This is a genomic window from Nevskiales bacterium (assembly GCA_035574475.1).
Taxonomy (GTDB): domain Bacteria; phylum Pseudomonadota; class Gammaproteobacteria; order Nevskiales; family DATLYR01; genus DATLYR01.
In genome coordinates this window covers 1-23,525 of sequence record DATLYR010000084.1, presented here as the reverse complement: position 1 = coordinate 23,525, position 23,525 = coordinate 1, and the positions used below count along the sequence as shown (strand labels likewise).

General features: G+C 67.3%; 26 protein-coding genes. 9 read left to right on the top strand and 17 right to left on the bottom strand.

Annotation, left to right across the window (positions count from 1 at the left end; translation table 11 throughout):
• Positions 1-6: 6 nt before the first annotated feature.
• Positions 7-369, top strand: coding sequence for a hypothetical protein (locus VNJ47_04560; GenBank protein HXG28104.1), 363 nt, complete (start codon positions 7-9; stop codon positions 367-369).
• 44 nt (positions 370-413) lie between these two features.
• Here VNJ47_04560 and hemB read toward each other — a convergent pair whose 3' ends face one another.
• Entirely contained in the window at positions 414-1,406 is a 993-nt protein-coding gene (hemB, locus tag VNJ47_04555) for a porphobilinogen synthase (protein HXG28103.1), read from the bottom strand.
• 63 nt (positions 1,407-1,469) lie between these two features.
• Here hemB and VNJ47_04550 point away from each other — a divergent pair, with 63 nt between their 5' ends.
• Positions 1,470-2,261 (top strand): sterol desaturase family protein, encoded by a 792-nt coding sequence (locus tag VNJ47_04550; GenBank protein HXG28102.1) that lies wholly within the window; start codon positions 1,470-1,472, stop codon positions 2,259-2,261.
• Positions 2,262-2,376: 115 nt separating this feature from the next.
• Here VNJ47_04550 and VNJ47_04545 read toward each other — a convergent pair whose 3' ends face one another.
• The 5 genes from VNJ47_04545 to VNJ47_04525 form a co-directional block, all read right to left on the bottom strand.
• The gene (locus tag VNJ47_04545; protein HXG28101.1) at positions 2,377-2,856 is read right to left on the bottom strand and encodes a glutathione peroxidase; all 480 of its coding nucleotides are present in this window, start codon (positions 2,854-2,856) and stop codon (positions 2,377-2,379) included.
• Between the two features lie 121 nt (positions 2,857-2,977).
• Positions 2,978-3,913 carry an arsenosugar biosynthesis radical SAM (seleno)protein ArsS gene (gene arsS / locus VNJ47_04540; GenBank protein ID HXG28100.1) on the bottom strand — a complete coding sequence of 312 codons (936 nt, stop codon included), beginning with the start codon at positions 3,911-3,913 and terminating at the stop codon, positions 2,978-2,980.
• A gap of 158 nt (positions 3,914-4,071) precedes the next feature.
• Positions 4,072-5,118 (bottom strand): methyltransferase domain-containing protein, encoded by a 1,047-nt coding sequence (locus VNJ47_04535; protein HXG28099.1) that lies wholly within the window; start codon positions 5,116-5,118, stop codon positions 4,072-4,074.
• An 11-nt stretch (positions 5,119-5,129) separates the two neighbouring features.
• Entirely contained in the window at positions 5,130-6,188 is a 1,059-nt protein-coding gene (locus tag VNJ47_04530) for an inorganic phosphate transporter (protein ID HXG28098.1), read from the bottom strand.
• A gap of 40 nt (positions 6,189-6,228) precedes the next feature.
• On the bottom strand, positions 6,229-6,564 hold the full coding sequence (locus VNJ47_04525; protein HXG28097.1) for an arsenosugar biosynthesis-associated peroxidase-like protein: 336 nt from the start codon (positions 6,562-6,564) through the stop codon (positions 6,229-6,231).
• A 107-nt stretch (positions 6,565-6,671) separates the two neighbouring features.
• Here VNJ47_04525 and VNJ47_04520 point away from each other — a divergent pair, with 107 nt between their 5' ends.
• Positions 6,672-7,241 carry a sigma-70 family RNA polymerase sigma factor gene (locus VNJ47_04520; GenBank protein ID HXG28096.1) on the top strand — a complete coding sequence of 190 codons (570 nt, stop codon included), beginning with the start codon at positions 6,672-6,674 and terminating at the stop codon, positions 7,239-7,241.
• Entirely contained in the window at positions 7,238-7,936 is a 699-nt protein-coding gene (locus VNJ47_04515; protein HXG28095.1) for an anti-sigma factor, read from the top strand. Before VNJ47_04520 ends, VNJ47_04515 begins: the two co-directional genes overlap by 4 nt.
• Here the strand turns inward: VNJ47_04515 and VNJ47_04510 are convergent.
• The 6 genes from VNJ47_04510 to VNJ47_04485 form a co-directional block, all read right to left on the bottom strand.
• Complete coding sequence (locus VNJ47_04510) at positions 7,908-8,864, bottom strand: alpha/beta hydrolase (protein ID HXG28094.1); 957 nt, start codon at positions 8,862-8,864, stop codon at positions 7,908-7,910. The two genes, VNJ47_04515 and VNJ47_04510, sit on opposite strands and share 29 nt — an antisense overlap.
• Positions 8,864-9,871 carry a cyclopropane-fatty-acyl-phospholipid synthase family protein gene (locus tag VNJ47_04505; protein ID HXG28093.1) on the bottom strand — a complete coding sequence of 336 codons (1,008 nt, stop codon included), beginning with the start codon at positions 9,869-9,871 and terminating at the stop codon, positions 8,864-8,866. Before VNJ47_04505 ends, VNJ47_04510 begins: the two co-directional genes overlap by 1 nt.
• A gap of 94 nt (positions 9,872-9,965) precedes the next feature.
• Positions 9,966-10,688 carry a hypothetical protein gene (locus tag VNJ47_04500; GenBank protein HXG28092.1) on the bottom strand — a complete coding sequence of 241 codons (723 nt, stop codon included), beginning with the start codon at positions 10,686-10,688 and terminating at the stop codon, positions 9,966-9,968.
• A complete protein-coding gene (locus tag VNJ47_04495; protein HXG28091.1) occupies positions 10,685-11,479 on the bottom strand; it encodes a DUF1295 domain-containing protein in 795 nt (264 codons plus the stop codon). Before VNJ47_04495 ends, VNJ47_04500 begins: the two co-directional genes overlap by 4 nt.
• A gap of 161 nt (positions 11,480-11,640) precedes the next feature.
• A complete protein-coding gene (locus tag VNJ47_04490) occupies positions 11,641-12,087 on the bottom strand; it encodes a hypothetical protein (GenBank protein HXG28090.1) in 447 nt (148 codons plus the stop codon).
• Between the two features lie 24 nt (positions 12,088-12,111).
• Positions 12,112-12,936, bottom strand: a complete 825-nt coding sequence (locus tag VNJ47_04485; protein HXG28089.1) for a DUF547 domain-containing protein — start codon at positions 12,934-12,936, stop codon at positions 12,112-12,114.
• Positions 12,937-13,045: 109 nt separating this feature from the next.
• On the opposite strand from VNJ47_04485, the gene glpK reads away from it, so the two are divergent.
• Positions 13,046-14,551: a glycerol kinase GlpK gene (gene glpK, locus VNJ47_04480; protein ID HXG28088.1), complete on the top strand. Its 1,506-nt coding sequence runs from the start codon at positions 13,046-13,048 to the stop codon at positions 14,549-14,551.
• A gap of 5 nt (positions 14,552-14,556) precedes the next feature.
• Positions 14,557-15,597, top strand: a complete 1,041-nt coding sequence (locus tag VNJ47_04475; protein ID HXG28087.1) for a hypothetical protein — start codon at positions 14,557-14,559, stop codon at positions 15,595-15,597.
• On the opposite strand, the gene VNJ47_04470 is transcribed toward VNJ47_04475, so the two are convergent.
• The 3 genes from VNJ47_04470 to VNJ47_04460 form a co-directional block, all read right to left on the bottom strand.
• Positions 15,594-16,556, bottom strand: a complete 963-nt coding sequence (locus VNJ47_04470) for a magnesium transporter CorA family protein (GenBank protein ID HXG28086.1) — start codon at positions 16,554-16,556, stop codon at positions 15,594-15,596. The genes VNJ47_04475 and VNJ47_04470 overlap by 4 nt on opposite strands.
• Positions 16,557-16,610: 54 nt before the next feature.
• Positions 16,611-18,083: a D-alanyl-D-alanine carboxypeptidase/D-alanyl-D-alanine-endopeptidase gene (gene dacB, locus VNJ47_04465; GenBank protein ID HXG28085.1), complete on the bottom strand. Its 1,473-nt coding sequence runs from the start codon at positions 18,081-18,083 to the stop codon at positions 16,611-16,613.
• Positions 18,084-18,167: 84 nt separating this feature from the next.
• Positions 18,168-19,151: a malate dehydrogenase gene (locus tag VNJ47_04460; protein ID HXG28084.1), complete on the bottom strand. Its 984-nt coding sequence runs from the start codon at positions 19,149-19,151 to the stop codon at positions 18,168-18,170.
• Between the two features lie 313 nt (positions 19,152-19,464).
• Between VNJ47_04460 and VNJ47_04455 the strand changes: the two genes are divergently transcribed.
• The gene (locus VNJ47_04455) at positions 19,465-19,725 is read left to right on the top strand and encodes a DUF4160 domain-containing protein (GenBank protein ID HXG28083.1); all 261 of its coding nucleotides are present in this window, start codon (positions 19,465-19,467) and stop codon (positions 19,723-19,725) included.
• Positions 19,635-20,009 (top strand): DUF2442 domain-containing protein, encoded by a 375-nt coding sequence (locus VNJ47_04450; GenBank protein ID HXG28082.1) that lies wholly within the window; start codon positions 19,635-19,637, stop codon positions 20,007-20,009. Before VNJ47_04455 ends, VNJ47_04450 begins: the two co-directional genes overlap by 91 nt.
• Positions 20,010-20,039: 30 nt before the next feature.
• On the opposite strand, the gene VNJ47_04445 is transcribed toward VNJ47_04450, so the two are convergent.
• Positions 20,040-20,990 (bottom strand): alpha/beta fold hydrolase, encoded by a 951-nt coding sequence (locus VNJ47_04445; protein ID HXG28081.1) that lies wholly within the window; start codon positions 20,988-20,990, stop codon positions 20,040-20,042.
• Between the two features lie 21 nt (positions 20,991-21,011).
• A complete protein-coding gene (locus VNJ47_04440; protein HXG28080.1) occupies positions 21,012-21,824 on the bottom strand; it encodes a TetR/AcrR family transcriptional regulator in 813 nt (270 codons plus the stop codon).
• Positions 21,825-21,904: 80 nt separating this feature from the next.
• On the opposite strand from VNJ47_04440, the gene VNJ47_04435 reads away from it, so the two are divergent.
• Complete coding sequence (locus VNJ47_04435; GenBank protein HXG28079.1) at positions 21,905-23,395, top strand: NAD(P)/FAD-dependent oxidoreductase; 1,491 nt, start codon at positions 21,905-21,907, stop codon at positions 23,393-23,395.
• Positions 23,396-23,525 lie beyond the last annotated feature (130 nt).

The following is a 23,525-nucleotide window of genomic DNA, read 5'->3' as shown; positions in this document are numbered from 1 at the left end:
AGGCTCATGAAGAAGATTCTCCTGGGAACCGCGCTGGCCGCCGGCCTGGTGGCGAACGGCGCTGCGCAGGCCGACACCGAGGACGCCCTGCTCGGCGGTCTGGTGGGCGTGGCGATCGGCGTGGCCATCGCCGACGACGGTCACCACCATCATCACCACCGTCCGCGCGTGATCCATCACTATCACGGCTACCCGGTGCATCGTTACCACTACGCGCCGCCGCGTCACGTGCACCACTTCCATCACCATCCGCGCGGCCATGCGCATGGCTACTGGCACAGGCACCACAAGCATCACGTCCGCCATCACCGCGACTGGGATCGGCGCGATTGGGACCGGCGTGACCGCCACTGGCGGGACGACGACTGAGCGGGCGCAGGCTGCGCAGTGCGCGCCCTGCGCTGCCGATCGCCTCAGTTCTCTGCCAGCCAGCCGGCCGCGGCCTTGGCGTAATAGGTCAGGATGGCGTCGGCGCCGGCGCGTTTGCAGCACAGCAGGCATTCCAGCACCGCGGCGCGCTCGTCCAGCCAGCCCTTCTGCGCCGCCGCCTTGAGCATCGCGTACTCGCCGCTCACGTGGTAGGCGAAGGTCGGCGCGCCGAAGCGTTCCTTCACCCGCCGCAGGATGTCGAGATAGGGCAGGGCCGGCTTGATCATGACCATGTCGGCGCCTTCCTCCAGGTCCAGCGCCACCTCGCGCAAGGCCTCGTCGCCATTGGCCGGGTCCATCTGGTAGGTCTTCTTGTCGGCCTTGCCCAGCGCCTTGGCCGAGCCCACCGCGTCGCGGAACGGCCCGTAGAGGCTGGAGGCGTACTTGGCGGCGTAGGCCAGCATGCGGGTGTTGACGTGGCCGTGCTGCTCCAGCGCGCGGCGGATGGCGCCGATGCGCCCGTCCATCATGTCCGAGGGCGCGACCACGTCGGCGCCGGCCTCGGCATGGCACAGCGCCTGGCGGATCAGCACCGCGACGGTGGCGTCGTTGAGCACGTAGCCGCTACGGTCGATCAGCCCGTCCTGGCCATGGCTGGTGTAGGGGTCGAGCGCGATGTCGGTGATCACGCCCAGGTCCGGCACCGCCTTCTTCAGCGCCCGCACCGCGTTCGGCAGCAGGCCGCGGGCGTTGTAGGCCTCGCGCGCGTCGAGGGATTTCTTGGCCGCGGGCACCACCGGGAACAGCGCCACCGCCGGGATGCCGAGCCTGGCCAGGGATTCGGCCTCGCGCGCCAAGAGGTCCACGCTCAGGCGCTCGATGCCGGGCATCGAGGCCACCGGCTGGCGCTGTTTCTTGCCCTCCACCACGAACAGCGGGTAGATGAGGTCGTCCGTGCTCAGGCGCGTCTCGCGCACCAGCCGGCGCGAGAATTCATCCGCGCGCATCCGGCGCAGGCGGGTCAGGGGAAAGGCCATGGGCGGGTTTCCTGATTACACTGTGATGCAGGGTATTTCAGCACAGCGGCCCGGAGCGCGCGAATGATCGAACATGAGGCCGGACTCCGCCTCGGCGTCTTTATCGGCGTGCTGACGACGCTGGCGCTGGCCGAGGCGCTGTGGCCGCGGCGGCCGGCCTGCGTGCCGCGGGGTCCGCGCTGGCTCAACAACCTGACGATCGTGGCGCTGGATTCGTTGCTGCTGCGCCTGCTGTTCCCCGTGCTGGCGGTGGATTGGGCGCTAGAGGTCCAGGCGCGTGGCTGGGGGCTGTTCAACCAGGTCGGCTGGGCGAGCGCGCTGGAGTTCGCGCTGGCGCTGCTGTTGCTCGACCTGGCGATCTACTGGCAGCACCGGATCATGCACCGCATCCCGCTGCTGTGGCGGCTGCACCGCGTGCACCACTCGGACCTGGACTTCGACGCCAGCACCGGCGTGCGCTTCCACCCGCTGGAAATCCTGCTGTCCATGCTGATCAAGCTGGCGGCAGTCACCGTGCTCGGCGCCGCTGCGCTCGCGGTGCTGGTGTTCGAGGCGCTGCTCAACGCCACCTCGCTGTTCGAGCATGCCAACCTGCGCATCCCGGCACCCGTGGACCGCCGGCTGCGCTGGCTGCTGGTGACGCCGGACATGCACCGTGTGCACCATTCGGTGCACGGGGACGAGTACAACCGGAATTTCGGCTTCAATTTCCCGTGGTGGGACCGGCTGTTCGGCAGCTACCGCGCGCAGCCGCGCGACGGGCATCTGGCGATGACGATCGGGCTGCGGCAGTTCCGCGCCGCGCCGGACCAGCGTCTGGACCGACTGCTGCTGCAGCCGCTGTCGGGGCCTTAGCAGGCTGTCAGAACCCCTCCCCCTTGATGGGGGGAGGGTTGGGGTGGGGGTGAAAAAATCGGGCGTCCCCCGGTCGCCTTTTCAATAACCGGCTAAAGGCCGCGGCATCCGCCCGTCAGAGCAGCTTCTCGACGTCCTTGGCCAGCGACTCCGGCTTGTCGGTGGGGGCGTAGCGCTTGACCACCTTGCCGGACTTGTCCACCAGGAACTTGGTGAAGTTCCACTTGATTGCCTCCGAGCCCAGCACGCCGGGTTTCTCGCCCTTCAGGTGCTTGTACAGCGGATGCGCATTCGGGCCGTTGACCTCGATCTTGCTGAACATCGGGAAGCTGACGTCGTAGTTCAGCGAGCAGAAGTTCTTGATCTCGTTCTCGTCGCCCGGCTCCTGGTGGCCGAACTGGTCGCAGGGGAAGCCCAGCACCACCAGCCCCTTGTCCTTGTACTTGCGGTACAGCGCTTCGAGGCCCTTGTACTGCGGCGTGAAGCCGCACTTGCTGGCGGTGTTCACCACCAGCATGACCTTGCCCTTGTACTCGGCCAGAGACTGTTCCTTGCCATCGATGGTCTTGGCCTTGAAATCGTAAACGCTGCTCATGGGAGTTCCCTCGGTCTGTTGCGCATTGCCTGTCCGGCAAGTTTAGCGCTGTTAGCCGCGAATGAGCTTGTCATGGGCTGCATGAGTGCCAATCCAGAACCAGACGGATATGCGTTGGCTTCTAGGCGATCGCGCCGCCGCAGGAACTGCCCGCGCCGGCGGTGCAGCCCAGGCAGTGTGAGCCAAAGCGGATGCGCCGCTGCAGCAGCCGATCGAGGCTGAAGCCGAAGATGCTGGCGGGCCTGCCACGGTCCTGCACGGGCAGGTCGAGCATCTGGTTGAAGTCGCAGTCGTGCAGGCTGCCGTCCTGCGCCACGGAGATCAGCCGGCGACACATCACGCCCTCGGCCGCCGCCGGGTTGAAGGCGCCGAGCAGCTTGTCCATGTAGTCCGCATACTGACCGGATTTTTCCAGGTGCAGGCGGAAGCGGTTGATCGGCATGTTCGTGATGGTGAACAGGCCGTTGAACACCAGCCCGAACCTGTCTTTCAGCTCACGCTTGTAATCGGCCTCGAGCGCAGCCTGCGGGGCCGGCAGGTAGGGGCCCACCGGGTTGTAGACCAGGTTGAGCACCAGGCCGCTGCCCGGCTGGCCGTAGCCGAGCACATTGAGCCGGCGGATGCCCTCGATGCTTTTCTGGAACACGCCGCTGCCGCGCTGCGCGTCGGTGAAGTACTCCTGGTAGTAGGGCAGCGAGGAGATGACCTCGACCCGCTGCGCGGCGAAGAACTCCGGCAGATAGGCCTTGGACTCGCCGGTCTGCGGATGGCCGTCGAAAGTGACGGTCAGATTGTGCCGGACCATGACGTGTTTACCCAGCTTGACCGCTTCGGCGACGAAGAAATCGAAATCCGGGTGCAGTTCCGGCGCGCCGCCGGTGAGGTCGAGCTTCGTGATCTGCGGATGCGCAGCGAGGATTTCGAGGCACTTCTCGACGCCGGCGCGCGACAGCTTCTCGGTACGCGCGGGCGAGGCGTCTACATGGCAGTGCCGGCAGGCCTGGTTGCAGGTCTTGGTCAGGTTGACCTGCAGGGTTTCGACCGACAGCGGTGGCAATTCGAGCCTGCGCTCGCTCAGCAGCTGCTCGAAGTCATAAGCATTTCTCCCTCCCCCTTGATGGGGGAGGGCAGGGGTGGGAGTGAGCGGCGCTTCACCCTCCCCCCTGCCCGCTCCCGTCGAGGGAGGGGGGAATTGCTTGAGCGGGATGACGGTCATCAGCAGCAACCCGCCTTGGCGCCCGCTTCCGAGGTCTGCACGAGCTTGCCCGGTCCGCAGTCGAACAGCCCGAAGTGCACGGACTTGTCGCCCTGGATGCGGAAATGCGGCGCATAGCGCGTGGCGCCGAGCATGTCGGCGGTGTTGCCGCAGACTAGCATCGGCTTGCCGGTGACGAAATGGTGATGGTCGTCCAGGTCGAAGGCATGCGGCGCCTCGGGCAGGCTGCCGAGGTAAGTGGCGACCTGGCCGAAGTCCTCGCAGCGGTCCTCCAGCGCCAGCTTGAAGGCGCGCACCGTGAGCGAATAAAAGCCGATGTGGCCGGCCATGCGCTCGATCTCCGGGTTGTTGAGCGCGATCGGCGTGCTCTTGCAGACGCGCGCATCGAGGCAGCCGACCTGCGCCATCAGGCGGCGGAAGTCCTCGACGTACAGCGCGCCGCCCAGGCACTCGCCGACCAGCACCGGGTCGGCGGCGAGCTCAGCCGGGACGCGGCGGTCGGCGAACACGTCGGAGAAGTACAGCTCGCCGCCGGGCTTGAGCACGCGGAAGATCTCGCGGAACACGCGCGGCTTGTCGGGCGAGAGGTTCAGCACGCAGTTGGACACCACCACGTCCACGCTGGCGTCCGCGATGCCGGCGGCGGCCAGGTCCTCGATATAGCCCTGGCGGAACTCGACGTTGGCGTAGCCGTAGCGCCTGGCGTGCCACTCGCGGTGCTTGCGCGCCACCGCCAGCTGCTCTTCGGTCATGTCCACGCCGATCACGCGGCCCTGCGACCCCACCAGCCGCGACAAGAGGTAACAGTCGCGGCCCGAGCCGCAGCCGAGGTCGAGTACGGTGGCGCCCTCGAGCGCCGGCGGCAGCGGCGAGCCGCAGCCGTAGAAGCGGTCCTGTACTTCCGGATGCACGTCCTTGAGCAGCGCGCGCAGGTACGCCGGCAGCGCCTCGGCCGTGCAGCAGGAGGTCTTGAGGTCGGCGGAGGACTTCAGCACCTTGCCGTAGTAGTCCTGCACGCTTTCATGCACTTTGCGGGTTTCGCTCATGGGAGTCCTTTTCAGTGTCCGAGCCATAATGCGGTCTTGAGGAAAATCGCGCCGAGAGTCGCGCCCAGCGGCAGGGTGACAAGCCAGGCCAGCAGGATGCCGGCGATGGTCCTCCAGCGCGCCTGCCCGGTGACTGCGCCGATGCCGAACAGCGCGCCGCAGGACACATGCGTGGTCGACAGCGGCAGGCCCAGCGGCGAGGCGCTCAGCACCAAGCCCGAGGTGATCAGGTTGGCGGTCAGCCCCTGGCCCGGATTCATCGCGGTGATTTTCTGCGACATGGTTTGCGCTACCCGGCGCGCGCCCAGCAGCCCGCCCACGGCGATGGCGATGCCAACCAGGCCGAAGGACACGGGTTTGAGAAAGGGCGCGGCCATCAGGGTCAGGGCCACGATCTTGGGCGTGTCGTTCACGCCGCGCGCAAAGCTGACCAGCCCGGCCGACAGGTAATGCAGGCCATCGAGCATGCGCTGCGCGGATACGCCGAACACCTGTCCCTGGTAGCGGTCCTGGCAGGCCTGGGCCGTATCCACGCTGACGCGGACCCCGGCGATGGCGGCGACTTGGTTCTGCGGCACCCATTCCTCGCCGATACAGACGCAAGTCTCGCGACCGATCCCCAATGCCGCGCGCAGATGCGTCAACAGCGGATACAGCAGCAGCGCGCCGGCCACCGCCAGCACCGGCCCGACCGCCAGCGGCAGGAAGATGCTCTTTCCGGCGCGTGCCCAGTCGATGATCGAGTCCGGCGCGGCGAAAGCGGCGCCGAGCAGGCTGCCGGCCATCGCATGCGTGGTGGAAATCGGCGCGCCGATGCGCGTGGCCAGCAGCACGGTGGCGGCGCAGCCGGCCGCAAAGGCCAGCGCGAAACCGGATGTCGCCAGCGTGCCGGCGTCCACGAACAGCTTGCCACTGAAGGTTTCGACCAGATGCGCGGTAAAGAATACCGCGGCGACCGATCCGCACAGTGTGGTGCCGGTGGCCCACCACAGTGCCTTGCGATAGTCGGACACGCCGCTGCCGAACAGCGTGGCGACACCCTTGAAATTGTCGTTGGGCCGTTGGCCCAGGCCAACAGCGCGACGCAGGCGAGTGCCAGCAGCGTCAGCATCAGAGGACCAGCTTGTCGAGGTGGTTCTGCATCTGCACGCCGTGCACCAGCGTGATGCCGGCCTTCATGACGGCTGCTACGTGTACCGCCTCCATCATCTGCTCCGGGTTGGCGCCGGCCTCCAGGCAGGCGGTGGTGTAGGCGTCGATGCAGTAGGGGCACTGCTCCGCATGCGCAATGGCCAGCGCGATCAGCGCCTTCTCGCGCCGCGTCAGCGCGCCATCCGCGCCGGTGACGGCGTTGTAATACTTGAAGAAATCGTCGGCCAGTGGCTTGGCATGGCGGCCGATGCCGGCGAACTTCTTGAGATCCTCGGAGGCGTAATAGTCGCTCATGGTTTGGCTCGTACGCAGGCGGCTGGCGGATGGATTCAGCCTAGCATTCCGGCCACAGCTCGGCACAGCCGCCGCAAGCGGCCGTTTGTTCAGTATGCTTTAGGCCCATGGCCGATCCGGAACTGCTCGCACACTGGCTCCATGCCACCGCCCGCGGCGACCGCGCGGCGTTCCAGGCGTTGTACCGCGCCGCCGCGCCGCATCTTTTCGCGCTGCTGCTGCGTATGCTCAGACGCCGGGATCTGGCCGAGGAGGCCTTGCAGGACTGTTTCGTGCGCATCTGGCAGAAAGCGGACACCTATGCCCCGGCGCGCGGCGCACCGCTGACCTGGCTGATGAGCATCGCGCGCTACCGCGCGCTGGACCTGATCCGGCGCCAGCGGCCCGAGGTTTCGCTGGACGACGACGATGGCGTCGATCTGGATACGCTTCGGGCAGAGGCGGGTGAAGCCTCAGCCGATCCCTTGCACGCCAGCCTCGCCGGCGAGTCGCTGGCGGCCTTGAACGAGTGTCTGGAAACCTTGCAGGACCAGCAGCGCCGCAGTGTGCTGCTGGCCTATTACGAGGGCTACACGCATGAAGAGCTGGCGCGACGCCTCGACAAGCCGCTGGGCACGGTGAAGAGCTGGGTGCGGCGCGGCCTGCAGCGCCTGCGCGAGTGTCTGGAATCGCCATGAAGTACGCCAGTCCCGAACTGCAGACCCTGCTCGCGGCCGAGTACGTGCTCGGCACGCTGCGCGGCCGCGCACGCCGGCGTTTCGAACGCCTGCGCGCGAGGATCCCCGCGTTGGCGCGCGAACAGACCTATTGGGAGACGCGGCTGGCGGCGCTGGGCCTGAAGCTGGCGCCGCAGATCCCGCCAGCCGAGCTGTGGCGGCGCATCGAGCGTCTGACGCAAGCGCCCACCGCGCCGCGGCCGGCGCTGTGGGATCGGGTCGGCTTCTGGCAGGGCGTGGCGCTGGTAGCCTCGCTGGCCGCGCTTGCGATGGGCATCCTGCTGCGTCAGCTGCCGGCGCCGGGCGAGCCGGACTACGTCGGCATCGTGCAGGCCAAGGACAGCCAGGCGCTGTGGGTGGTGCAGGCGGATCTCGAACGCGGCGAGCTGCGCTGCCGCACCGCCGGTGCTGCCTATCCTGTGCCGGCCGGGCGCGACCTGGAGCTGTGGCTGCTGGTCAAGGACGAGGCCGCGCCGATCTCGCTCGGTGTGCTGCCGCAGACGGGCGAAACGGTGACCCCGCTGAAACCGGAGTTGGCCGCCCGGTTGGCGCGCGCGGCGGCGCTGGCGGTCAGCCTGGAGCCGGCCGGCGGATCGCCGACCGGGGCGCCGACCGGGCCGGTGCTGTTTACCGCGCCGCCGCCTTTGCCGACCTGACGCCGGGCTGCGGTTTGCGGGTTTGGGCGTGACGCAGGTAGCGGTCGAGAAACGCCAGCGCAGCCTCGATCGCATCGCCATCGGCAAAGAAGGCCGAGATGTGGCCATGGCCGCGCAGGATGAAAAGCTCGTTCGCAACCCCGGCCCGGTCCAGAGCGGCTTTGTAGCCGTAAGCCTGTTCGATCGGCACGAGCTCATCGAGCGTGCCGTGGTACTGGAACACCGGTGGGTGCCCAGGGCGGACATGGGTCAGGGGCGACGCAGCGCGAAACAACTCCGGATTTTCTTTTTGAGTGGTGCCGAGGAAGGCGGGTACCAGCTTGCCGCCTTCGTACCGGCTCAGGTCTGAGGGATTGCCACCGGCGACGATGGCTTGCAACTCCGTGCCCTCGGCGCCCCACTCGCGATCGCCTGCGACCGCTGCAGCGAGCGAGATCAGGTGAGCGCCCGCCGAGTAACCGAACCCGCCGATGCGCGCGGGATCGACACCGTACTGCGGTCCCGAGCGTCGCATCCACAGCACGGCCTGCTGAACATCCTGCAGTTGTGCGGGGAATATCGCACGGGGGACCAGCCGATACGTGGTGTTGAGCACCAGGTAGCCATCGGCAGCGAGCCGCTTGGCATGCTTTTCCACCTGCCCGCGGTCGCCGCGCTTCCAGCCACCGCCATGCACCAGCACGATGCCCGGGAACGGACCTTGCCCGTCCGGACGGTAAAGGTCTGCGAGCAGTGTCTGCGGCCATCCGGGCGGACTGACGACAATATCCCGAATGACGGTATACGCGACGGGCCTGGACGGTGCCGCACGCGCCGGGCCCTCCGGACGCCCGAGGTGAACGCTGCCGCAGGCGCAGAGCAGGATGGCCAACAGCAGCGCCAGGCAGCCCGCGTGGCGGGCAAACGCCTTGTGACGCATGTCGTGCATCACGCGCCTGCGCCGTCCGCAGCATGCGCGGATACGAGCGGAGCCGCGAACAGATAGTGACCCACGCCCCACTCGCGGCCCCGGCGATAGCCGAACAGCTCTGATACCGCGATGAAGAACATGCGCCAGCGCTGCACGGCGAGCTTTGCCTGCGCCGCGGACAGTTTGCGCTCGAACAGCGACTGCACGACGCTGCGGTTGGCATCCAGCCGGGCGAGCCAGGCATCGCTGGTGCGGGCATAGTGCGTACCGTCTATCCACCAGCGCCGCAGCAGCACGAGCCCGTCCGCGCTGGAGGGCAGCAGATCGAAGCTCGGCATCACGCCGCCCGAGAAGAAATGTCGGGCCATCCAGTCACTGCTGCCGGTGGCCTCGAACGGGTAGGTCAGCTGGCGATGGCAGAAGACGTGTACGAAGAACAGGCCGTCGGGCAGTAGCCAACGCTGGATGCGTCGCAACAGCTCGGCGTGGTTGCGGACGTGCTCGAACATTTCGACCGAGACGACACGATCGAATCGCTCCGCTGTTTCGAAGTGATTGATGTCGGCGGTCACCACCTCCAGGTTGGACAGGCCGCGACCCCGTGCCTGCGCCTGGATCCACTCGCGCTGTGACTGGGAGTTGGATACGGCCACGATTCGGGACCGTGGGAAACGGGCCGCCATCCACAGACTCAGCGAGCCCCAGCCGCAGCCCAGTTCCAGGATACGCTGCCCATCGGCCAGCCGAGCACGCTCCGCCGTCAGCGCGAGGGTATGGACTTCGGCCTGCGCGAGCGAGGCTTCTGGCCGGGGCCAGACCGCACAGCTGTACTTGAGGTGCGGCCCCAGCACGGCCTCGAAGAACCCGGGCGGCACCTCGTAGTGCTGCTCGTTGGCCTGCCGGGTATTGACCGCGATCGGGCCGGCGTGCCAGGCGCGAACACGCGCCCGCTGTCGGGCCGTGACATCGCCGGCGCGCTCCATCGCCAGCCGCGAGCGGCACAGCCAGCGGCAGCCCAGGCGCAAGAGTGGATCCGGTATCCAACCCCGCTCGCACAGACGAATCAGGAAACTGTCACGGACTGGCCGTGCGGAGTCCGGCTCCGGAGCGCTGAGCGGCTCAGGGGGCTGGCGGGTCAAAGTCAATGCGCGTGTCATATCGCTCTCCCGAAGGTGAACGCAGATTGCTGATGCCGACGTAGCGCAACAGCTGCCGGCTCTCGATGTGGTAAGTGACGTCGATCGGGTCCACCACGAAACGCAGCAGCGAATCCGGCGTGACGCGGATGGTCAGCGTCTCGCGGCCTAACGGCCGTTCGCGTTCGAGGGCGCGTGCCTTGAAGGCGTAGTCCGCCAGCCGTCCGGCCACTGCCAGACGGAATGAAAGTGTTTGGCCCTCGATCAGTGCCGGCAGATGGTCCCTGACGTAGGCATCAAATCCCGAGTCCGAAACCAGATCGTCGCTGCGCCGCACCAGGACGCGCGTCGGCGAGGCTTCCGGACCGTTGAAGAGCCAGTAACCCTCGGCAGTGTGGTCCGCCCCTTCCACATAACCATCGCGCAGGTCGAGGGTTCGAAACGCGGGAGCGTAAGGGTGTTGGCTGTAGTCGAGTGTCTTGGTGGCGAATCGTGTGCCGTCGGGTGTCCGATAATCGACGCGGTGTTCGATCGTTTTGCCATCCCGAAAGCGCTGGTAGTGGTGTTCACTGTACAGCAACACCCCTGTTCTCCGATCGTAGGCATGCCCTGTCAACTCGCGTGTTTCCGGCAGCACGGGTTCGGATGCGGCAACGGCGCTCGCGGCCAGCATCACGCACAGACCGATCGTGAGCGCGTTGATCATTGGGAAGACGTATTCTTTCTGGGTGGCCAGGGAACGAAGGCGCTGGTACGCCTCACATAATCTTCGTAGCCCGGCCGATGCAGGACGGCCTGGCGTGCCTCGATGGTCGGGATACCACTGAGCTTGAGCAGCAACACAGTGATCAGCACGGGCCCGATCAAGGACAACACCGCCCAGTCCGCCTGGAGCGCCAGCAACGGAAAGCCGGCCCAGTGCAGGCATTCGAAAAAGTAGTTGGGGTGCCGCGAATAGCGCCATAACCCCTGGTCGCAGACGCGCTGACGGTTGCGGGGGTCGCGCTTGAAGGCGCGCAGCTGATGGTCCGCGATGCCTTCCCCCAGGATGCCCACGAGGCACAGCAGGATGCCGGCCATCCAAGCGGCGTCGGGGGGCATTTGCGTGCGGTAGGCGATCGGCAGGTACGTGAGCGCCAACAGCCAGGCGACGGCGGCCTGGAACAGGAAGAACAGCAGCATCTTGCGGTCGGCGCTCTCGCCCCACTTGCGGCGCAGCTCTGCGTAACGGCGCTCTTCGACCGGTCCACGGTTGCGCAGGGCGAGGTACCCGCTCAGACGCAGTGCCCAGGCCAGTGACAGCAGTGCCAGCGTCAACCGGATGACGACGTCGCCGTCGCCGGCCGTGGCATACAGCAGGGCTCCGGCAGCGATGACGAGCGGCCAGACCGCATCCACGATGCCCGCATTGCGCGTGCGCAGCTGCAGCAGCCATACCGCCGTGAGGGCGGTGGCGGCGATCGCAAGATGCACTGCCGAGACGATCAGGGGGCTCATACCGTATCCCGAGAATTGGTTTCGGGCGCGTTGCAACGACCATGCTGATACGCACGGCCGCCGGATCGGGATGCAGAGAGCCGATCGGTTCCGCTATGACGGCCCGATGGCACCGAGCAGGGGGCTGCTCGGCAATGCAACGGGGTGTGATCTGGGTGTTCTCAGTCCACCTTGAAGGTCGGCGAGATCCAGGTGGTCAGTTCCTCGTCGTCGTCGAAATACACCGTGCCGACGCCATAGCGATTGCCCTGCGGCTCGCCGTAGCCCCAGATCTCCACCTGGCCGGCGGCCGATCGGGTGATGGTGCTGGGTCGCCCCAAGAGCGCGCGCACTTCGTCCTTTTCCATGCCACTCTCGAGGCGGTCCCAGCGCGCCTTCAGCAGGTACTTGGGCGTGCCGCCGGGGCTGCCACCGGCCGGTGGCGGTTGCGTGCTGGCCGTATTCAGGCAAGGCGCTGCCGTTTTTTCTGCGCGCAGGCGCTGCACTTCCGCGCGCAGCGCTTCCAGCTCGGCCTGTTCAGGCGTCTTGCTGTCCGCAGCATGCGCGCCGCCTGCGGCCAGGATGCCGGCGGCGCCAACGGCCGCCAGCCAGAGACGAACGCTATGCATGTGTAGCCTCCCGTGGCACGGGCACTATTGTGCCTCGTTCAGCGCCCAGTCGTAATCATGTCCGTCGATGCGCCGCAGATCCCGGAGCCGAGCGGCCAGGGCCGGATCGGCCCAGCGGCGCAGGTGCATGACCACGCCCGCGTCGCTGCCGCCGAAATCGGACATGAACCAGACGTAAATGCTCGAGACCCACAGCCGGCCATCGGCCACGCGTACGCCGCGGGGGTGGTTGACGTAGGCGCGCGCGCCCGACTCCAGCAGCCGCGTGGTGTTCTGCGCGGTGTAGGCCTCCGCGGCCAGGTTCGGGCAGCCCAGCGAGGCGCAGTTGACGCCGTAATGCACCAGCGGGTCCTGCCACAGCGGCCGCAGGATGCGGTGCTCGATGTCGTCCAGCGAGACCGCCTCGCCCTCCACCGTGAGCAGCTTCTTGCCCCAGGGGCCGCGCGCGAACAGACCCGGCGAGATGTTGATTCTGGTGATGCTGACGACCGGGTAGTGGTCCAGCACCAGCTTCAGGGTGGCCGCGTTATAGAGGTTGATCCAGTAGGCCTTCTGCTCCGCACGCGGATAGGCGCTGATCCTCACCGCCTGCAGGCGCTGCAGGTAGTCCGCGAGCGCCGCCTTGTCCGCCGGTGTGAAGGCGGCATAGCGCACGCGGTGGATGCCGTCGGCGGCGGTGGTGACGACATAACGCTCGAGCAGGCCGTCCCAGGCGCCATGATCCAGGCTCAGCGTGGCGGAGTCGTCGTGCGCGGCCCAGCGCGCCCAGGCCTCGGCCCTGGGTGCGGCGGCCGTGGGCAGGGCGTGCAGCAGCCACAGAGCAGCCAGGATGGAGAGGGCACGCCGCATGGGGTTCCTGTGTGAGTATAGCCCTAAGACCGCCCTGAGGGTGCCGAATTCCGGCGACGCGGGTTGACCGCGCGGGATTCGCCCGACATGCTCACCGCGGGAGGAAAACATGACAGCCGCCAAGACGGACGCGCAGCATTTCCTGCTCAGCATCGACCAGGGCACGACCAGCAGCCGCGCCATGATCTTCGACCGCGCCGGGCGGGTACTCGGCCGCGCGCAGCAGGAACTGCCGCAGATCTTCCCGGCCGACGGCTGGGTCGAGCACGACGCCGAGAGAATCTGGCAGGACGTGGTCGAGGTGTGCCGCGGCGCGTTGCAGGACGCCGGGCTCGCTGCCGCGCAGATCACCAGCTGCGGCATCACCAACCAGCGCGAGACCACGGTGCTGTGGGACCGCAAGACCGGCCGGCCCCTGCACCACGCCATCGTCTGGCAGGACCGGCGCACCGCGGGGCTGTGCAAGACCCTGCGCCGCGAGGACACCGAGCGCTGGCTGGCGGCGCGCACCGGCCTGCTGCTCGATCCGTATTTTTCCGCCACCAAGCTGCGCTGGCTGCTGGACGAGATTCCGGGCGCCCGCGCCCGCGCCGAGGCCGGCGAGCTGGCCTTCGGCACCATCGACTGCTGGCTGCTGTGGAAGCTGACCGGCGGGGCCGTGCACGCCACCGACGCCAGCAACGCCTCGCGCACGCTGCTGTTCAACATCCACACCCAGCAGTGGGACGATGAGCTGCTGCGCTTCTTCGGCATCCCGCGCGCGCTGCTGCCGGCGGTGAAGGACAACGCCGCCGACTTCGGCCGCATGGAGGCGTCCCTGTTCGGCGCCGCCATCCCGGTCGGCGGCATGGCCGGCGACCAGCAGGCGGCGCTGGTCGGACAGGCCTGCTTCGCGCGCGGCATGATCAAGAGCACCTATGGCACCGGCTGCTTCATGGTGCTCAACACCGGGGAGACCGCAGTCGCCTCGAAGAACCGCCTGCTGACCACCGTCGGTTACCGCCTCAACGGCAGGACCACCTATGCGCTCGAAGGCAGCATCTTCGTCGCCGGCGCGGCAGTGCAATGGCTGCGCGATGCCCTGCACCTGATCCGCCAGGCCTCGGAAACCGAGCACCTGGCCCGTGAGGTGCGCGACACCGGCGGCGTCTACCTGGTGCCGGCCTTTACCGGCCTCGGTGCGCCCTACTGGGACCCGGCCGCGCGCGGCGCGATCCTGGGCCTGACGCGCGACACCGGCATCAGCCACATCGTGCGCGCAGCGCTGGAGTCGGTCTGCTACCAGACCCGCGACCTGCTCGAGGCGATGGCGCAGGATGCCGTCGCGCCGACCGAGTTGCGCGTGGACGGCGGCATGGTGGTCAACGACTGGGTGGTGCAGTTCCTGTCCGACCTGCTGCGCGTGCCCATCGAACGGCCCACCGTGGTCGAAACCACCGCGCTCGGCGCCGCCTATCTCGCCGGCCTGCAGGCCGGCGTGTACCGCTCGCTCCAGGAGATCGCGCAGCTGTGGCGCAGCGAACGTCGCTTCGAGCCCGGCCGGCCGCAGGATCGCATGGACCGGCTGTACCAGGGCTGGCGCGAGGCGGTCGAGCGGGTACGCAGCGCCCATTGAGTCCGATGCACCAGGTCGTCTTCACCGGACGATTACTCAAGGGCGCCGACCGCGCCACGGTACAAGCCGAGCTGCAGCGCCTGTTCAAGGCCACGCCGCGGCAGGTGGAGTGGTTCCTGCGTGGCAAGCCGATCGTGGTCAAGTCCACCGAAGACGCGGCGCTGGCCGCGCGCTATGTCGACGCACTGACCCGCGCCGGTCTCGACTGTGAGCTGCGCAGCGATCAGCCGCCGTCCGCGCCGATGGCGCCACCGCCCGAGCCACCCGCCGCACCGCCGCGGCAACTGTCGATTCCCGGCGTGGCGGTGCCGGAGCCGGTTGCGGCGCGCAGGCCTGGCCCCGCAACCGCAGCGTCCCCGCGCCGCAGTCCGACGCTCGGCTCGGTGACCCAGGCCATCACCGCGCAGGACCGTGCGCCAGCCTTCATCGCGGCGTCGCCGGCGGCCATAGCACGGAAAGCACCGGCCGCACAGGCCTTGCGCGGTGGTCTGCAGATTCTGTTCGTGCTGGGCGGCGCGATCCTGGTCGGTGCGCTGGCTTATGCGCTGCGCCTGCACTGGCCGGAGCGTGCTGCCACGCCATCCGCTGCCAGCCCGCCGGTACAGCGACAGGAGTCGGCTGCGGCGGGCGCGACCGAGATCACGGGCGAGGCGGCGCCCGCGCAGACGCCGACCACGCCGGAAGCACTGATCGTGGGTCGCTGGCAATGCGTCGAGGCGACCAGCGGCCGCGTGGTGGAGAACGAGTTCCGGGCCGACGGCAGCTACCGTTCGCTGACGCATGGCCGCAGCGACGCCTTCCAGCAGATCGATCAGCTCGACGTGCTGGTCGAGGGCCGCTACTGGCTGGAGGGCGACACGGTCGTGCTGAACCTGCAGCACATCCCGTCGCGCGAGCTGTTCGGGGGCTCGGCACGCGTCGACGAGTATCTTTACTGGCGCATCGAATCGCTCACTGCCGACAGCCTGCTGTGGGCCGATGCCCGGCTGCAGGAAGTGCGCGAGAGCTGTCTTCGTTCGCAAAGCGTAGTGGGCCGCCGGCCCTAGAAATAGCCGCGTCGCTTGAACACCAGCAGCAACACGCCGGCCAGCGCCCCCATGCTGCCCAGTACCGCGAAGTAACCGTGACGCCAGCGCAGCTCCGGCATGTAGTCGAAATTCATGCCGTAAATGCCCACGATGAAGGTCAGCGGCAGGAAGATCGCCGACAGCAGCGTCAGTGTCTTGACGATGCGGTTGGTGCGATGCGCGACCATCGAATAGTGCAGCTGCACCGCGGCCTCGATGTCGCGCTGCTGGGACTCGACGTCCGTCAGGACCTGGCGGATGTGCTCGCGCAGATCGACGATCCGCGCCGCCTGCCGCGCCGATAGCGTCAGGCGCGTGCCGCGCCGCCAGCTGTCCAGCGCCTCCAGCTGGTCGTTGCAGAGGATCTCCAGCTTGCGCGTCTGCCGGCGATGGGCGAGCAGGGCCGTGGTGTCGTCGAAAGCGATGTCAGGATTGAGCAGGTCGTTCTCGAGCCGCTCGACGCGCTCGGTGAGCCGCGCGCGAATGCCGAGGTAGCGGTCGACCATCGTATCGAGGATCAGCAGCATCAGCCCGAGCGGATCATCCGGTGACTTGTGCCGCTGCTCCTCGAAGCGCTCCATGACCGTGACGAACGAAACGTTATCTGTCGCGCGCAGCGTGATCAGAGCGCGGTCGAACAGAATGAAGGCGGTGGTGCGCGTGTCGATCTGCAGGCTGCGCTCGTCCGGTCCCAGGCCCTGAAATACCAGCAGGTCGTAATCCGGGGTGCCGTCGAAGAACGAGCCGTTGCCAGCGTTGAGGCACTCGACCTCATGCGTGTCCTTGATCGCCACGCCGGTGAGTTCGCGAATCTTCCCGGCCCAACCGTGTGTGCGATCACGCGTGAAGTCCAGCCACAGATAGCCTTTTTCCGGGAGCCGATCGACGGTTTCCAGGTGTTTGGGCGTGTGTCCCTTCGACAGCAGGTAGTACGGCATGCCGTCAACATAACAGGCCGCCCGGCGGCCGTCAGCGGGCGCGCTTCGCCGGCCCTAGCGGCGCTGGGCAGACGGCCTGGGCAACGGCCGCGTCTTGCTGGGCGTGGACTCTTCCGGCGCGGCCAGCTCCTCGCACAGGTCGTCGTACAGCTTGCGTACCAGGTACGGCGCCGCTTTGCCGTTGTAGAGGAAGGCAAAGGTCACGATGCGGCCATTGCGGTGGCCCGCGTAACCGGCCAGCGTGATGACGTCGTCCACGTAGCCGGTCTTGGCACGGACGAAGCGTTCGGCCGGGGTGTTGCGCAGACGGCGGCGCAGGGTACCGTCCACGCCGGCGATCGGCAGCGAGGCCATGAACTCCGGCGCGTACTGGAAGTTGCCGCCCATGTCCTGCAGCACGCGCACCAGGGCGCGCGCCGAAAGCTTGTTGTCACGCGTGAGGCCGGAAGGATTGACCAGCGTATATTCGAGCTCGCTCAGCCCGAGCGAGCGCATGTATTCACGGATGGTGGCCATGCCGCGCTCGAGGTTGCCCGGCGGCTGACTGTGCGCGGACAGGTTCTTGGCCAGCATCTCGGCGACGAAGTTGTTGGAGGCCTTGTTCATCTCGACGATGATTTCCTGCACCGTGTCGCCCTGCACCGAGGCCAGCGTGCGCGCGCCGAAGGCGGCGGTGCCGCGCCGCACGCGGCCGGATACGCCGATGCCCTGACGCTTGAGCTCCTGCTTGAGGTTCTCGCCGGACCACAGGTCTGGCTGGGTGATGTTCTTGTAGGCCATCACCTCCTCGACCTGCTGGCCGATGTAGCCGTTGACCTCGATCGTGTCGCCGGGGTGCGAGGGGTCGGCGATACGCCGCACGCCGACCCGTGGCCGGCCACGGCCGACGCCGGTCTTCACCTCGCCGCGGATGCGGATGTAGTCGCTGGCCGGCTCGACCACGACCCGTGCCGGCTGGCCGGCGTGCTCGGCCGGGCGCACGTAGACCGCCACGGTGTTCCAGTTGAAGGACATGGCGCCGACCGGCGCGTCATAGGCCTTGTCCACGCGCTCGGTATCGCTGCGACTGGCGTCGATGCGCACGCTGTCGAAATAGCTGTCGTCCACCAGGATGTCGCCGCGCACCTCGCGGATGCCGCTGCGCGCCATACGCGCCACCAGCTCGGCCAGCGTCGCGGGTTTGAACGACGGGTCGCCGCCGCCCTTGAGCACGAGATCGCCGTTGAGGATTCTGTCGTTCTGCTCGCCGTTCGCCAGCAGCCGCGTCTCGAAGCGCGTACCAGGCGGGAACTCGCGCAGCGCCGCAGCCGCGGTGACCAGCTTGGTCACGGACGCCGGGATCAGGGCCTTGTTGGGGTTCAGGCTCAGCAGCACCTTGGCGTTGCGCCCGGTACCCTCGACCGCCAGCAGCGACAGATCGCTCTCGTCGATGCCGGAGTTTTCCACCGACTCCACCAGGTCGTCGGTGCCTTCCAGCGACCAGGCGGCGCCTGCAAACAGCGCCAGGCTCAGGACCCACCACTTCATGCCGCCATCCTAACCGTGCCCGCTCACGAGGTAAAAAAGCCAAGGCCGCCTTGTGGCGGCCCTGGGTTGGGTTCTGATGCGGGATCAGCCGCCGAGCAGGTTCTCCACCGCCGCGCGCTCCTCGCGCAGCTCGGCGTCGGTGGCGTCCATCTTCTCGCGCGAGAAGGCGTCGATCTCGAGGCCCTGCACGATCTGGTAATCGCCGTTCTTGCAGGTGACGGGGTAGCTGTACACCACGCCGGGTTTGATGCCGTAGCTGCCGTCGGACGGCACGGCCATCGAGGTCCAGTCGCCCTCCGGCGTGCCCTTCACCCAGCTGCGGATGTGGTCCATCGCCGCGCAGGCGGCGGAGGCGGCCGAGCTTGCGCCGCGCGCCTTGATGATGGCGGCGCCGCGTTGCTGCACGGTCGGGATGTAGGTATCGCGGTACCAGGCCGGGTCCACCAGGTCGGTGGCCTTCTTGCCCTTGACGGTGGCGAAGCGGATGTCCGGGTACTGGGTCGAGCTGTGGTTGCCCCAGATCACGACCTTCCGGATGTCGTTGACGTGCGCGCCGGTCTTCTCGGCCAGCTGGCTGATGGCGCGGTTGTGGTCCAGGCGTGTCATGGCGTGGAACTGGCGGCGGTCGAGCTTGGGCGCGTTGCTGGCGGCGATCAGGGCATTGGTGTTGGCCGGGTTGCCGACCACCAGCACCTTCACGTCGCGGCTCGCGCGGTCGTTGATGGCCTTGCCCTGCGGGCCGAAGATCGCGCCGTTGGCCGACAGCAGATCCTTGCGCTCCATGCCGGGGCCGCGCGGGCGCGCGCCGACCAGAAGACAGATGTCCGAACCGTCGAAGGCCTCGTCGAGCTTGTCGGTCGCGACCACGCCCTGTACCAGCGGGAAGGCGCAGTCGTTGATCTCCATCACCACGCCCTGCAGCGCCTGCATGGCGGGCGTGATTTCCAGCAGCTGCAGGATGACGGGCTGGTCCGGGCCCAGCATCTCGCCGGCGGCGATGCGGAACACGAGCGAATAGGAAATCTGGCCGGCGGCGCCGGTGACGGTGACACGGACGGGCTTCTTCATGCGTTCCTCGAACAATCGGGAAGACGGGACTGATCAGGCCGGCAGGCCGGCCGCTGACGGTGCGCGGGGGCTGCTCGGAGAGGCCGCAGGATAGCGGAAAAGCCCCGCCCGGCCAATGGCTGGGCTAGCGCGTTCTTGGCAGTCTTGCGGCCAGGGATATCAGTTCCGCCTGCCGGGATCCAGTGCCTTGTAAAGTCGCTGGATTCCAGCCCCGGATCGAGTCCGGGGTGGGCTCTTCGCCGGAATGACGAGAGGAATTGACCAGGGCTTCTCTATAAATGCTACTTGCGATGGGTCATCAGGAGGCAAGGGAATGCCGACCATCAGCAGCTTTTACGGAATATTGATCCAGATGTTCTGGAACGATCATGCGCCCCCGCATTTTCATGCCCTGTACGCTGAGCATGAGGTTTTGATCGATATTCGCACCCTGGAAGTCATGGAAGGTGGTTTGCCCCGCCGCGCAATGTCTCTTGTGCTGGAATGGGCGCAGCAGCATCGTGCCGAACCGATGGAGGACTGGGAGTTATGCGCACGCAACCAGGTACCAAAAAAAATCCAGCCGCTGGGCTGACGCCCGCGATCCGGCCGCGCATGCCTTGGCGGGTAAAGGCCGTTGAGCCGTTACCGGGTTACAGGTTGCGTGTGCGGTTTCTGGATGGCCTGGAAGGCGTCGTCGAGATGGAGCGCCTCATCCACTCCCGGCGCGCCGGCGTTTTCGCCGTTCTATCCAATAAGGCGTTATTCAGGCAGGTATGCGTGACGCATGGCGCAGTGACATGGCCCGGCGATCTGGATCTGGCCCCGGATGCGATGTACCGGGCCATCAAGAACAAGGGCTTCTGGGCGCCGGCCTGACCGATATCAGGCCGGTGGACCCGGCCCGCTTCAGGGTTTGTCGATCGCGGCGCGGAACGCGAGGTAATCCCGGGCTGCCTGGCGCGGCGCCTCGATCATCGGCAGGTGGCCGATGCCGTCCATGATGATGACCTCGGCCCTGGGCATCTCGGCCTTGTAGATCTCGGCCGCCTGGTAGTTGAGCGCACGGTCTTCGTTGCCCCAGACCACCAGGGCCGGCGCCTGGATGTCCTTGATATAGCCGTCGAGCGTCGGTCGCGGCTGCTGGGGATCGTTGAGCTGCGCGAAGATGCGCTGGTGCAGCGGGTAGTCCGCGGCGGCGCGCTCGCCGAGCGCGCGCTTGAGCGAGTGCGGGAACAACGGCGGCCTGGACATGACGAAATCCATGATGGCCGGGAACTCCTCCGGCGTTTGCGCCAGCAGCGGGTTCTTGCCGGTTTCGCGCAGGATCTTGCCCAGCTCGGAGTCCAGCGCCTTGGACAGGCCGGCCGGCCCCAGCAGCCACAGGCTGGCGGTGGCGTCCGGGTATTTCAGCGCGTGGACGCTGATGATCGCGCCGCCCATCGAACTGCCGCCGAAGTGCGCGCGCTGAACGCCCAGCGTCTGCAGGAAGGCGTGCACGCGCTCGGCCTGCTTTTCGATCGTGTAGTCGGCATCCAGCGGCTTGCTGCTCTCGCCGAAGCCCGGCAGGTCGGGAATGATCACGCGGTAATGCGGCGTCAGGTGGCCGGCCACGCGGGTGAAGTTGTCCTTGTCCGCGCCGAAACCATGGATCAGCACCAGCGGCTCGCCCGCACCGCCTTCCAGGTAGGCGATGTTGAGCCCGTCCACTGTGGCCTGCTTTTCGGTGAGCCCGTTGCGCGCGCGTTCCAGGCCGACGCCGATCTCGGCGGCTTGCTCGGGCGCGAGGTAGTCGAAGGCGGTCAGCCCGCCGAACAGGGCGGCGAGCGCCACGAGGGTGATGAGCAGGAAACGACGCATGGACAGGCTCCTGTGTCGGGGTCAGGGGGAAGATTCGGTCGCGCTGCGCTGCGCCTTGGCGATCAGCTGCGCATTCACCGCGGTGAAAATGTCGATGCTGCTCTGTACGACCACCGCGAGCGGCTTGTCGTAGCCGCCGAGGATCCAGCGCGTGGCGATCATGATCATGGCGCCGACCAGGCCGGTGGCGACCAGCTCCTCGTCCTGCACCGGGATGCGGCCGCCGGGATACAGCGGGCGCGAGACCTGCAGCACCAGCTGGGTGAAGTTCAGCGTGGTGCGCCGGTAGAGGTCGTCCACGGTTTCGCTGACGCCGAGGATCTCGATGAACAGGATGCGGCCGATGCGCGGGTCGCGCTGCAGCGCTTCGAAAAAGGCGGTGAGGCCGGCGCGCGACAGCGTGTCGGGGGCCGGGCTGGGCACGGCGCGGATGGCCGTCAGGATGATGTCGGTCAGCTTCTGGATGCAGTGCTCATACACCGCCGTGAGCAGGGCCTCGCGGTTATCGAAGGACTCGTAGAAGTAGCGCTCGGTCAGGCCCGCCTCCGCACAGATCGTGCGCACGGTGGCGGCGTGATAGCCCTGCGTGCCGATCACGGACAGGCCGGCCTCGACCAGTCTGGCGCGGCGGCTTTCCTGGCGCTTTTCGAGGCTGACGCCGCGATAGCGGCGCGTAACAACGCCCCCACCCCTCCCTCCCCTGTCTAGGGGGAGGGGGCTATACAAGCTCTCCCCGATCGAGGGGGAGGGGGTATCAGAAGCATGACCAGTGACATCCTCCCCCCGCTGTGGGGGAGGGTTGGGGTGGGGGGCGCGCGAGCGAATACCGTGCATGCTGCACATGTTGACACGGCATGTTGTCAGATGTAAAGTGACATCGCCTGTTGTCAGATTAGCCCTGAAGGAGATTGCAGATGAACGCTGTCCCGAACACGGCCCGCAAGCTGCCGGATCATGAAGTGGCCATCGTCGGCACCGGCTTCGCCGGCCTGTGCATGGCGATCAAGCTCAAAGAGCAGGGCCAGCGCGATTTCCTGCTGATCGAACGCGGCGCCAGCGTCGGCGGCACCTGGCGCGACAACGACTATCCGGGCGCGGCCTGCGACGTGCCCTCGCACCTGTACTCCTTTTCCTTCGAGCCGAACGCCGACTGGTCGCGCAAGTACCCGACCCAGCCGGAGCTGCACCGCTACCTCAAGGGCATCGCCGACAGGCACGGCCTGCTGCCGCAGATCCGTTTCAATACGAATTTCCTCGGCGCCGAATTCGACGAGACCGCGCAGCTGTGGCGCATCCGCACCGACCACGGCGAACTGACGGCGCGCGTGCTGGTGTCCGGCGCGGGCGGCTTGGCCGAACCCAAGCTGCCGGATATTCCCGGCGTGGAATCGTTCCGCGGCAAGACCTTCCACTCCTCGCGCTGGGATCATGGCTATGACCTCGCGGGCAAGCGCGTGGCGGTGATCGGCACCGGCGCCTCCGCCATCCAGTTCGTGCCCGAGATCGCGCCGCGGGTGGCGCGGCTGGACGTGTATCAGCGCACGCCCAACTGGATCATCCCGCGCCCGGACCGCGCCTACACGCGGGTCGAGAAATTCCTGTTCCGCCACGTTCCGTTCGCGCGCCGGCTGCACCGCGCCTGGATCTACTGGACGCATGAGGCGCGGGTGATGGGCATGGTGATCCATCCCTGGATCATGAAGGTCTTCCAGAAGGTGGCCGAGCGGCACATCAAAAAGCAGGTGCGCGATCCGGCGCTGCGCGCCAAGGTCACGCCGGACTACACCATCGGCTGCAAGCGCATCCTGATCTCGAACGACTGGTACCCGGCGCTGCAGCGCCCGAACGTAAACCTGGTCACCGAGGGCATCCGCGAGATCCGTGCGCATTCCATCGTCACCGCCGACGGCGTCGAGCGCGAGGTGGACTGCCTGATCTTCGCCACCGGCTTCTACGCCACCGAGAACCCCATTGCCGGCGTGATCAGGGGCAGCGGCGGCCAGAGCCTGGCCGAGGCCTGGAAGGACGGCGAGGAGGCCTATCTGGGCACGCTGGTGAAGGGCTTCCCCAACCTGTTCTTCATCGTCGGCCCCAACACCGGCCTGGGCCACAGCTCGATGGTGTTCATGATCGAAACCCAGGTCGGCTACATCCTGCGCCTGCTGGCACACCTGCGTGATGCGCGCGCGGGCACGCTGCAGGTCAAGCCCGAAGTGCAGGACCGCTACAACCGCAAGCTGCACGAGCGCCTCGGCGGCTCGATCTGGGCCACCGGCTGCAACAGCTGGTACAAGCACAGCAGCGGCAAGATCACCGCGCTGTGGCCGGGCTTCACCTTCGGCTTCTGGCTGCGCTCGCGTGAGTTCCGCGCGGCCGATTACACTTTAAATGCGCTACGCGCATGAATACGATCGCATCCGCGATCGTACCCACAATAAGCAAGAGGCTCCCTGGGAGGCGTTGATGAAAGATTTCAAGAACAAGGTCGCGGCCATCACCGGTGCGGGCTCGGGCATGGGCCGCGAACTGGCGGTG